Source organism: Streptococcus massiliensis DSM 18628, from assembly GCF_000380065.1.
Taxonomy (GTDB): domain Bacteria; phylum Bacillota; class Bacilli; order Lactobacillales; family Streptococcaceae; genus Streptococcus; species Streptococcus massiliensis.
Window position 1 is genome coordinate 1 of sequence record NZ_KB904408.1, and the last position, 11,203, is coordinate 11,203.

Annotated in this window: 8 protein-coding genes and 1 pseudogene; 1 reads left to right on the forward strand and 8 read right to left on the reverse strand. The window is 37.4% G+C overall.

Going from position 1 to position 11,203, the window contains the following annotated elements:
• From A3I3_RS11015 to A3I3_RS0107595, 8 genes are all read right to left on the reverse strand, one after another.
• Positions 1 to 4,467, reverse strand: a 4,467-nt coding sequence (locus A3I3_RS11015; RefSeq protein ID WP_018372112.1) for a Cna B-type domain-containing protein, incomplete at its 3' end; no start/stop codon positions are given.
• A gap of 836 nt (positions 4,468 to 5,303) precedes the next feature.
• Entirely contained in the window at positions 5,304 to 6,806 is a 1,503-nt protein-coding gene (locus A3I3_RS0107565; RefSeq protein WP_018372113.1) for a zinc ABC transporter substrate-binding protein AdcA, read from the reverse strand.
• A 14-nt stretch (positions 6,807 to 6,820) separates the two neighbouring features.
• Positions 6,821 to 7,633 carry a metal ABC transporter permease gene (locus tag A3I3_RS0107570; RefSeq protein WP_018372114.1) on the reverse strand — a complete coding sequence of 271 codons (813 nt, stop codon included), beginning with the start codon at positions 7,631 to 7,633 and terminating at the stop codon, positions 6,821 to 6,823.
• Entirely contained in the window at positions 7,626 to 8,330 is a 705-nt protein-coding gene (locus A3I3_RS0107575; protein WP_018372115.1) for a metal ABC transporter ATP-binding protein, read from the reverse strand. The genes A3I3_RS0107570 and A3I3_RS0107575 overlap by 8 nt, the downstream gene beginning before the upstream one ends.
• Positions 8,330 to 8,767: a zinc-dependent MarR family transcriptional regulator gene (locus A3I3_RS0107580; protein WP_018372116.1), complete on the reverse strand. Its 438-nt coding sequence runs from the start codon at positions 8,765 to 8,767 to the stop codon at positions 8,330 to 8,332. Before A3I3_RS0107580 ends, A3I3_RS0107575 begins: the two co-directional genes overlap by 1 nt.
• A 118-nt stretch (positions 8,768 to 8,885) precedes the next feature.
• On the reverse strand, positions 8,886 to 9,365 hold the full coding sequence (locus A3I3_RS0107585) for a sigma-70 RNA polymerase sigma factor region 4 domain-containing protein (RefSeq protein ID WP_026129860.1): 480 nt from the start codon (positions 9,363 to 9,365) through the stop codon (positions 8,886 to 8,888).
• Between the two features lie 396 nt (positions 9,366 to 9,761).
• Positions 9,762 to 10,184 carry a hypothetical protein gene (locus A3I3_RS0107590; RefSeq protein ID WP_018372118.1) on the reverse strand — a complete coding sequence of 141 codons (423 nt, stop codon included), beginning with the start codon at positions 10,182 to 10,184 and terminating at the stop codon, positions 9,762 to 9,764.
• An 81-nt stretch (positions 10,185 to 10,265) separates the two neighbouring features.
• Entirely contained in the window at positions 10,266 to 10,553 is a 288-nt protein-coding gene (locus A3I3_RS0107595; RefSeq protein WP_018372119.1) for a hypothetical protein, read from the reverse strand.
• Positions 10,554 to 11,051: 498 nt separating this feature from the next.
• Between A3I3_RS0107595 and A3I3_RS10250 the strand changes: the two are divergent.
• A pseudogene (locus A3I3_RS10250) lies at positions 11,052 to 11,203 on the forward strand (ISL3 family transposase); the annotation flags it as partial.

An 11,203-nucleotide genomic window follows, 5' to 3' on the forward strand; every position in this document is an offset into this window, starting at 1 on the left:
TGTATCATAACCTTCAACCTTATCTTCCTCAACGGAGTAAGTGATTTCTTTTCCTGCTTCGTATTTTGGTAAGTTAGTGAAAGTATACTTCCAACTATCTGCTTCGGTGACAACCTTAGTCGCAACTTTTGTTTTGACACCATCAACTGTCTTCATAAGGTGAACAGTGATTTCTTTCGGACGTTTNCCGTCTTGATTATCATTATCATCCCACTTCTTGGTCACTTCATAATCCACCACTTTTGGTGTGTAGGAGTTGGTGATATTGAGTCCATCAGTCGTTCCCTTATACTCACTGACAGTTTCTTCTACAACAGTGTACTTGATTTCCTTACCATTCTTATATTTTGGTTTATTGGTAAAGGTCGTAGACCACTTGCCAGCTGCATTTGCCTCAATCTTCTTACTATCAACTTTTTGACCATCTGCTAGAAGATGAACGGTGATTTCTTTCGGACGGATACCATCTTGGTTATTCGCATCGTCCCAATTTTTATGAACCGTCAAATCAACTGTTTCTGGCACATACTTATTCGTAATGGTAAAACCTGTATTGGCATCGCCTGTGATTTCTGGTGTATAACCCTGAATAACGGTTTCTTCCACTACCTTATAGGTAATTGGAGTACCACCTTTATCTGCGTCTAAATTATCAAAAGTAGCTGTCCAGTTATTCGCTTCATTCAACTCAGCTGTCTTGCCTGTATCAACACCATCTGCCAAGAGTTTCACTGTTACAGAAGCCACTCGCTTGCCATCTTGGTTATTCGCATCATCCCAGTTCTTAGTAACCTTGACTTGGGTCTTAGCTGGAGTGTAAGTATTTGTAAAGGTTAGATCATCTGCTTTTGTAGAAACTTTTACCTTTAGGCTGTTCGTCGCATTATCTTTCGTAACAGTGACAGTAACCTCTTTCACTGTCTTATCATAAGTGATACCAACTTCGCTACCTTCTACCTCACTAACAGTATACTTATGAGTTCCTATTTGGTCTTCTGTATACTGAATTGGAGTGAACTTAAAGCTGCCATCTGCTTTATTTTGAACAGTCTCAACAACTGTGCCATCCTCTTTTTTCAGAACAAAGTTATATTGTCCGGCTGTAAGTGCTTTACCACTTAACACCTTCTTACCAGCAATTTCTGCCTGAGCAGCTGATGCTGGAGTATAAGTATTTGTGAAAGTTAGATCGTCCACACCCTTAGATACAGTTGCTTTCAGTTCTGTAGCACTGACCTTTTCTACTTTCACTTCTACTTCTAGTTTATGGCTATCGTAGCTAATTCCAGTTTCATTACCAGCGACCTCCTCAATGGTAAACTTATAAGTTCCTACTTGATTTTCATTGTAGGTCAGCGTTGGGAAGGTAACTGTACCATCTTGTGCATTTTTAGCACGTGAAACTTCTTTACCTTGCTCATTACGCAAGATAAATTCAAACTGTTCTCCCTCAAGCTCCTTACCATTCAAAAGTTTCTTCGCTTGGAGAGCAACTTCTATCGGTTTTGCCGCTGCGTAAGTGTTGTTAAATTCAGTGTCTCCTGAATAGGCAACAGAAGCACGAAGATTCCCCTTGCCATCATCAGTCACAGTCACAGTCGCGGTCACTGTTAAGTCATCATAATGGATCCCCTCAATATCTTTACCACCCTCTTTTTCTGTGATGGTGTAGGTATAGGTACCGACCTTGTCATACTCAAGCGCCGCAAACTTCACTTGGCCATCAGCTGTATTCTTCACCGTTTGAAGATCATTACCGTCCTTGTCTTTCAAGACAAATTCAAATTGATCCTTCACTAGGTTCTTACCGGTCAGCTTCTTAGTTGCTTTCAACTCAGCTGTAGTCTTCTTAGTTGTGTATGTGTTGTTAAAGGTTTGGTTATTATCCTTATAACTAGTTTTGGCTTTAAGTTGACCAGAACCGTCATCCGTTACTTCAATAGTTGCAGTAACTTGATGTGTGTCATAGGAAATACCACCTAGGTTCCCTTTTGTTTCGCTAATAGTGTAAACATAAGTACCCGTCTTAGTAAACTCTAAAGCTTTGAAGTTCACTTGGCCATCGGCTGTGTTTTTCACCGTTTCAACAGTCTTGCCGGCTTTGTCTTTCAAGACAAATTCGAACTCATCTGCCTTTAACTCGCGACCAGTCAGCTTCTTGGTTACAGAAAGAGGAACATTCACTGACTTGGCTGTATATTTATTTTTGAAGACGAGCTCTTCTGGACTTCTAGTGATAGTTGCTTTTAGTTTACGACCAAACGCTTTCTCAACTTTGATTTTGACTTTAAATTCTGTCTTGTCATAGGTTACTCCAGCTTCTTTTTCGCTATCTGCCGGAATGACCTCACGGACAACATAGTCATGTTCTCCGACTTCATCCTCATTAAAGGCAAGAGGAGTGAAGGTGATACTTCCATCTTGCTTATTGGTAACTGCCTCTACTTCTTGCTCAGTGCCATTTGTAACTTTGAAAAGTTTAAACTGATACTTATTCGCCTCAAGCGACTTCCCTTCCAACACTTTCTCAGCAACAAGCGGAACTTGAATAGGGTCAGCAGGAATATATGTATTGGTGATAGTGAAGCCAGTGTTGGCATCACCTGTTATTTTACTAGTATAATAATCAGGTAAGTTTAATTCTTTTATTGTATACTTTATAACGTGGCCATCTTCTGAATCATATTTACTTAAACCACTAAACTCTGACTTCCAAGAATTACTATCACTTAATTCTAATGTTTTATTTGTTTCTTTTCCATCAGCTACTAATGTTACCTCTACCTTATTTTGTTTTGTCCCTACCCATTTTTTCTCTACTGATACTTTTATCTTATCTTTTAATACTGAATTTTTAGCTATTAATAGATGGCCTTCTGCATCAGATGCATTAACGGTAAATTCACCATTTGGTAAAGCCTTCCCTTGTTTATCAGTAAACGTTAAAGAATCTTTATCATAAGGTACTGGTGCTTTTGTTTCAACAAAACGATATTTCCCCGCTGCCAGTTGCTCAAATTTGACCATTCCTTTGGCATTTGTTAAGGCTTTATACTCTTTTCCTTGAACATTTTTTGCCTGAACCCATTTGTTATTTTCAAATTTTTCTAATGCTATCTCTGCACCTGCCAGTGCGTTACCTGTACTGTTTACTTTGACAAGCCCCGCTTCTAGACTAGAAAGTTTTGTTGTTCCTAATAGTCCATTCATAGTTGTTTCCGCACTTTTTGTAACTTTGTTGCCATCATAGGTTACATCAACAGTATTAGAAACTTTTGTATCACTAATTGCCAATGGGTAATCTACGTCGATATAAACTAACCATGCAGGAATAGAACCTTCTATAACATTTGTGCTACCATAAGTTTTTTCAAGAATTTCTTTTAATTTTTCTTTGTCTTCTTGTTTATAATATCCTTTCTCTATAGCATAATTGGCAACATCTTCATACATAGTTGGCCATACAGTTGAATACTTAGGTGCTGTTTTATCAAAATTACCAAAATATACTACAACACGAGTATTAGTACCGTCTTTATAAACGCCGTATTCTAATGGCTTTAAACTATTTTTAAACGACTCATAAGTCGGATAGGCTGTGTAATCAGGCTGGACTTCTGTAAACACATTTGTGAAGGCTTTTATTAGTCCTTGTGTAGAACGTGTTTTATCTGTTAATGACATTGGGTATGTTGTAGAAAGCCTAAAAGAAATCCCTTTAAATTCCCTTTCTCCTAAATTATCTTCAAGATACACATTTTGTTTAACTTCATACTTATCCCAAGAAAGCTTATCTATTTGGTCAGCATTAACATTTATTCCCCACTCCACCAATTTATTTGTTTTCGTAGAAGCCCACTTACTGCTATTAGTTAAAATTTCTTTTGTTAGTGTTCCTCCCATAAAATAAACTGCTTTTTTATAATCGCCTACAGTCACTTCAAATGATTTAGCTTTTCCTTCTGTATAACTTACTACATGTGCTTTACGAGAAATACCTGTATCTAAACTAACAGAACCAATAACTGATGTACCTTCTGAGTTTTTCCCAAATTTTATTTCTATAACTTGGGAGCTTGTAATTCGCCATTGACCAATAACTTTCTCCACACCATTAATTTGTCCTTTTAATTCGGCCCAAGCGGTTGTCGCTCCATTAAGGGCGGTAATCTTTTTGTCCACTCCAAGTGTTTTAAACTTAACGGTGTCGCCTTCTTTAATGGTTATAGCCCCTTTAGTGTCTATATCGAATGTTGCCTTTAGCCCAAACTGGTCATAGGTCTTTATTGGATTAGTTTCAGAGTTATTCCCCTTTTCGTTATAAATTGTAAAATCTTTAACTTTTACATACTTAGATAAATCTTGGTTCTTGCGTGCTGCAGCATTAACTGCACTATTACTAGAAGCTAGAACAGCTATACTCAAAACCATAATTATCTTGAATAAAATTCCTATCATTTTTTTCATGATATGTTTCCTCTTATACTTTTTTAGGCGCTAAAAAATGTGAGAATAAGGTTACAAACATGAATACGACTCGAATAAAATTTCTTAGTCAATAAAACGCTTATTATCAGTATCCTCACAAAGGCACACTGTATTCAGTATAGCATAATAATTAAATTAACTCTACTATTTTTCCTTAATTTCATCAAATACCTTTTGATTTCTAATTATTATAAAGTTGTGATATTTTAATAATTCCAACTATATCTGAAACTATTATGCGATCAGCTCCAGATTCTGAACCAGCCCTCTCAATGAACCGAGTTCACTGTTCTTATATTTTGTGGGAGTGGGACAGCTCCAATAGTCTGGGAGACTATTGGAGGTTGTGGATAAAGCAAGCGAAGCTTGTCACAAAAAACTGTAAAGGAATAGTTCGTCGTCCCACCCCCGCGATGCCTATTAGGCTTGTACGAAGCCGGTAAAGGCGAACAAAGCTTCAAGGCATTCGATGAATGCCTTGAAAGAAGGAGAAGACCGGGATCTCTTAGCTTGCGGAAAGCAAGTGCAGAGCGAAAGGATCTTCGACGCGGCTACCGCGTCTTGTACATATTCCGAACAGATTTTCGAGGTTGCAGACTTTTGTCCCAGCCTCAGGAGTTGAAAATTTTCTCCTCTTTAAAAACTTATTTTTTTATTTAATATTCTAGCATATCCATAATTTACTATTTTACCGATAATTTTCCTCTATTTCCAAAAATATTAATAACAGGCAACTACTATTCATAACTTTACAAAAAAGACAAACCACATTTACCATTGTAGTTTGTCTTTCATTCTAAAAAATTTCTATCCCATCAATGCGCCAGCATTTCCTGAGCGATTTCCAGACCAGTCAATTTACTTGGGTAGTAAGTTGGCCAGTTTTCTAACTCATCCCAAAGTTTTTCTTGACTTTCGCCACCGTAGTAAATATGGAAGTGAGCGGCTTTGGTTGGTGCGATATTGTGATCGCTAAATTGAACATACTTGAACTCACCTGCATCTGGGTCGGTTGCTTCAAACATGAAGCGAACACCACGATTTCCCTTAGAATAAGTCAAAGTGTGCTTACCAGCATACTTGTAAGTGTAAGTTTTAGTCTCGCCATTCACTGTAAAGCTCATGGTCTTGTCAGTAATTTTAATAGCTGAAATATCCGTCTTGTAACCCTTATCATAGTAGGCTTTGTACTCAGCTGCTGTCATCTTGCCAGTCAACTTCGCTTTATAATTAAAGACTTGATCCAGGGTCCCATCTTTCAGATAAGGATAAACTGATTGCCAATCACCTTTCCAATCAGAAAGTTCACGATCCTTGATAGCGCTATCTTCAAAATAACCATTCGTTACTGTTTTAGTATCTTCTTCCTTTTCAGGAGCAATGGCTGGTCCATCTTGTTTCGTTGTTTTTTCTAGTGCCTTAAGGTTACTTTCCATTATAGAAATGTAATCCTCACCTGCTTTGGTTTCTTTATCAGTTAAGCTTTCCAAAGGATTAAGAACATCTAACTGTACACCTGTTTCTTTTGCCAAAGTATCCGCCACTTTCTTAGAAGCATTTTCTTCAAAGTAGATGTACTTGATTTGATTGTCTTTGATATATTTAGTCAATTCAGCCAAGCGTGCAGCTGAAGGTTCATTTTCTGGTGACAATCCACTGATAGAAACTTGTTTCAAGCCATAGTCTAAAGCTAGATAGGCAAAGGCTGTGTGTTGAGTGACAAAATTCTTTTGTTTGGCATCTTTCAGAGAATCTGCGTAAAGTTTGTCCAATTTTTCTAGCTTCTTGATATAAGCAGCAGCATTCTTTTCAAATGTTTTCTTTTGCTTTGGAAAATCCTTACTCAAACTATCACGAATATTTTCAACCATTTTAATGGCACGCTGTGGTGACAACCATACATGGGGGTCATAAGCATGGTGGTGACCTTCGCTACCGTGGTCGTGGTCTTCTTCCTCTTCACCACCAGGCAATAAAAGCATATTTTCAGTTGCTTTAATGACCTTGGTCTTTTTATTTTTCAAATTCTTAACCACATTAGGTGCCCAAGTTTCCATGTTTTCATTTTCATAAACAAAGGCATCCGCTTCTTGGATCTTTGCCACTGCCTTAGCAGACGGTTCATAGTCGTGTGGCTCAGTTCCCGCACCGATTAACAAGTCAACATTGGCAGTGTCTCCTGCTACTTGCTTGGTAAATTCATACACAGGGTAAAATGTTGTTACCAAGTGTAATTTATCATCTTTCTTCGCCTGACTTGAACAAGCTGTCAAAATCAAAGCACATAAACCTAAAAGTAATAATCCAATTTTCTTCATAGAAAACTCCTTCTCTAAAATTGTTTTCTGATTTTCGCCAATAAATTGACTAGCAAAAAGACCGTAACAAAAATCATGGTAATACTTGCACTAGCCGGCGTCTCAGCATAGTAAGAAATGTAAAGACCTGCAATCATACCAATAAAGCCGATCAGACTAGCCAGCAAAATGACCGATTTAAAGTTTTTCCCAAGCTTCAGAGCGATACTAGCAGGCAAAACCATAATCGTTGATACTAGAAGAGCTCCTGCCGCAGGAATCATCAGCGCAATAGCCACACCAGTCACTACATTAAATAGGATGGACATGGTGCGCACCGGAAGACCATCTACAAAAGCCGTATCCTCATCAAAGGTCAGAATGTACATGGGCCGAATGAAAAGGAAGGTCAGAACCAAGACGATGGCTGCAATGGCAAAGAGTCCCCACACCTGCTCTATCGAAATGGTCACAATTGAGCCAAAGAGATACTGATCCAAGCTCATAGAACTAGATCCTCCACCCTTACTCATAACAATCAAGGCCAAAGCAAGTCCTGTTGACATGAGAATAGCTGTCCCAATTTCCATAAAGTCCTTGTAAATCGTGCGCAGATATTCAAGGAATATTGCTGCAACAACAACCACGACAATCGTTGACCAAGTTGGCGAAATGCCAAGCAAAAGCCCAAAGGCCACACCCGAAAGAGAAACGTGACTAAGCGTATCACTCATGAGACTTTGCCGCCGCAAAATCAGGAAAGTCCCTAGAACCGGTGAAAAAAGGCTCATAGCGATCACTGCCAGAAAGGCACGCTGCATAAAATCATAATTTAATAGATTAGCCATGACTCACCTCCTGATCTGCTTCGTGGACATTGAAACAACGCCAAGGCGAATCTTGATTGCGCACCAAATGAATATTTCTATCCGCATATTTTCGGACTTCCTCGGGGTCATGAGTAATCATCAACACAGCCTTGCCATGCTTATGGGCACTATGATGCATCAGACGATAAAAATCATCCTTTGTCCCAGCGTCCATCCCTGTTGTCGGCTCGTCCAAAACGAAAATATCCGGATCCGAGGCAAACATGCGTGCGATGACTACCCGCTGCTTTTGCCCACCAGAAAGCGAGCCAATCCGATGATAGCGGTGCTCCCACATGCCGACCGACTCCAAACTAACCTTAATATGCTCCTCATCATGAGCAGTCAATCTACGAAACCATCCTTTGCGCGGATAACGCCCTGATTTGACAAACTCATAAACCGTACTAGGAAAACCCGCATTGAAACTTGCAATCTGCTGAGGCAAATAGGCAATGCGCAACTTTCCTCCCTTGATATTGGTCTTAGAAATAGTTACCTTGCCAACTTTGGGCTGAAGAATGCCTAAACTCGCCTTGATCAAGGTTGTTTTGGCTGCTCCGTTTTCCCCTGTCAGAGTCACGAACTCTCCGCTATCTACGTAATAATTGATATGTTCCAGTACTGGTTCCTTGTCATAGTAAAAAGACAAATCCTCTACTGTGATGTACCTCATTAATGCATTTCTCCTACTAAGGTCGTCAAAAAACGACCGATTGTCTCTTGTTCTTTTTCGGAAAATTGTCCGACTACCTTTTCATAAGCGTCTAAGGTATGAGCGTGATGATGGCGATGCTCCGCCGCAACAGGTTTTGCCAAATCGGTCAGATGATAATAAGTCACTCGCGCATCATTGCTGTCTTTAACCGCTTCTAGCATTCCTTGTTTGATTAAAGACTTAATAGCCTTGGTTACCGCAGCCTGACTAACCTTAAGAAAACGGGCCAAGTCCGTATTGGTCAGTTTATCCTCAGCCAAAAGCATGAGAATATGCTCTTGCGTATTGGTTAAAGCTACTTCACTCGTACAAGATCCAATCAAAACCTCGTGCTGATTTTCAGCTCGTAAGACAACTTCATTTAAAAATTGATCAATTTGTTCTGCTAAATTCATGAGCCAAACCTCGTTTTATTAACTAGTTAATTCTTTACTGGTTAATTATAACACAAAAGAAAAAAGAGTCAAGAAAAAACTCTTCTTTTCATATGATTTTCAATCTCCTTACATGTTTTCAACAGTAGGGATTAAAGTCACAAAGGTCATAAGCCATTTCTTTCAACATGGCCCTTTTTCCTTTAAACGTTTTCCCTTGAAGTAGCAACTCGTACTGTTGTAAGCGTTCACCCTCTAATTTTTCTCTATACTCTTTAATAGCCAAACGAAACAAAACAAGTTCATCGGAATTCATTCCCTTAGCACTTAATCTATGACCGATTTCTCCCACTTCTTCATACTGAGGTTTATTAAATTTTCGTTTTTCGCTTTCTTGTTTTCTTACTTTATCTAGGATATGATTGCGAAATTTAGTTTTGAAGTAGCGAAATAAATCATGTTCTACTTGATATAATTTGGGATATTTCACTAATAAATGATGCAGGACCAGCATGCCTTCCTGTTCCCAATCTGCCAACTCCCAACTATTGAGGTAATAATCCCGATAGCAACGCAACACAATTCCTCGCACTCTTTCATAAACTGTCTGAAATTCCATCTGAACCACTTGTCAAACTCCTTTAATATTTTCTACTATCAGTTTAACAAAGGTAGTTGACAGTCTGTGAAAGAAAAGCCAATATGCTAAACTTTCAGGCTTAAATGTTGTCAGATAGTTGACAAAATGACCGTTCAAGCACAAAAAGAGGCTGAAAAGGAAGTTCCAACCTCTAAATTTTCAAACAGAATCAGTGCTAGTTTTTATATCTCCTATATTTTCGCTTATACTTCTGATTAATCCCCGCTATTCTACTTTTACAATCGTCATTTTGCACCAAATATCCCTTTATTAATTTGATGATGATAAGAGAAGCCACATAGTGCAGTGACAAAACTGTGATAATAAGCGATTTGTCTACAACTACTCCCGGCAACTTTGGGCCTAAAATATCTTTTATCTCCCCACATTAAACATATCGATGATCAACAAATACGTTTGCAGGAAAAATAGCCATAATATTGATACAAAGAAACTAAGTACTATCTTTACCGCATAATTTACCCTTTCTTTTCTAGCACTTTTAGCTGGTATTTTTATGATCAATTCTCCGACAGATATAATAACAAAAACAGCTGTCAAAATTAAAATAAATCTATTCATCGTCGTAAATTTCACTAGAATAGAGTAAAATCTTGGAATGATCTGCATGATTTCCAATTTCACTTCATTATTTTCTAAAAATGAAATAATCACTTTTGAAGAATATGCCATGAATACCGATGGAAAATAAATGTAAGACATGTAACCAGTGAAAAAATTTATCTTGCTATCAATACTGCCAAATCTTCTTTTTACATTATAATATGCGACCGCCATAAATATGGTAAAACAGATCAGAGCAATTGGAGCGATTCTTAAAAATACTTTGTTGTTTTCAAAATTGATAAAATCTAAATACTAGATTAAACTATCTAAAAGAATACTCCAGATTACAATCTTTTTCAGGCACATGCTTCTAATCTTATCCATTACATGGGATAAGATCTCTTTTTTATGATGCTCAAAGAAAATAAATAACATCAGACCTATCAGTAATTTTTCGATCCAAAATTTTAATTCTGCGAAACTATCATAAAAGAGAAACATCTTATGAAGAACCACTACTAAATAATGCACAATCGTATAAATTGTGCCAATCAATATTACACCTAAGCTCACTAATTCTTTTCTTGATCTTTTTATCATAAAATCCCCCTGTAACCTAATCAAGTTTAATTCAATCATTAATATGAATTATTATAAAATAATGTTATAAAAATATTTGTAAAACGATACCTTATTACTCAAATACTAGCAATAATACAACAAATAACTTTTATCATGGATAGTATTGTTTTTCCATATATGCTGAATTAATATAAAATATTTTACACTATTAATTGGTTCATTTCAAACTACAAAAGTATATTTTTAACTATATTAGGGGGGATAATATCACTGCGTCCATACATACTGAAAAACTAAAATAGTTAGGAAAGGTGCTATCAATCACTATTTTTTTCAATATAGTTTTCTCTCTTAATTGCAAAACAAAAAGCCTTGACCAAAGCCAAGACTTTTGGCTCTATAATTTCTGTAGTGGGTAAAATCACTTTAGGGATTATGGAGCTTATTTTGTTGTAGAAAAAAAGTCCCATATGACCTATAATGAAAAGCGACCAAACCATCATTAGAAAGAATCTTATGGAACAATTAAATTTTATCACAAACTTACTGGAAATCAAAGACCCTAACATTACGATTTTGGATGTTCTAGATGCTGGAACGCATAAAGAAATCATGGCTAAGCTAGATTATCCCGCTCCTAAATGCCCTCACTGCCAAGGACAAATGGC

Coding starts and splice junctions, on each gene's coding strand:
- A3I3_RS0107565 (WP_018372113.1), bottom strand. CDS start 6,806: ATGAAGAAAATTGGATTATTACTTTTAGGTTTATGTGCTTTGATTTTG.
- A3I3_RS0107570 (WP_018372114.1), bottom strand. CDS start 7,633: ATGGCTAATCTATTAAATTATGATTTTATGCAGCGTGCCTTTCTGGCA.
- A3I3_RS0107575 (WP_018372115.1), bottom strand. CDS start 8,330: ATGAGGTACATCACAGTAGAGGATTTGTCTTTTTACTATGACAAGGAA.
- A3I3_RS0107580 (WP_018372116.1), bottom strand. CDS start 8,767: ATGAATTTAGCAGAACAAATTGATCAATTTTTAAATGAAGTTGTCTTA.
- A3I3_RS0107585 (WP_026129860.1), bottom strand. CDS start 9,365: ATGGAATTTCAGACAGTTTATGAAAGAGTGCGAGGAATTGTGTTGCGT.
- A3I3_RS0107590 (WP_018372118.1), bottom strand. CDS start 10,184: ATGGCGGTCGCATATTATAATGTAAAAAGAAGATTTGGCAGTATTGAT.
- A3I3_RS0107595 (WP_018372119.1), bottom strand. CDS start 10,553: ATGATAAAAAGATCAAGAAAAGAATTAGTGAGCTTAGGTGTAATATTG.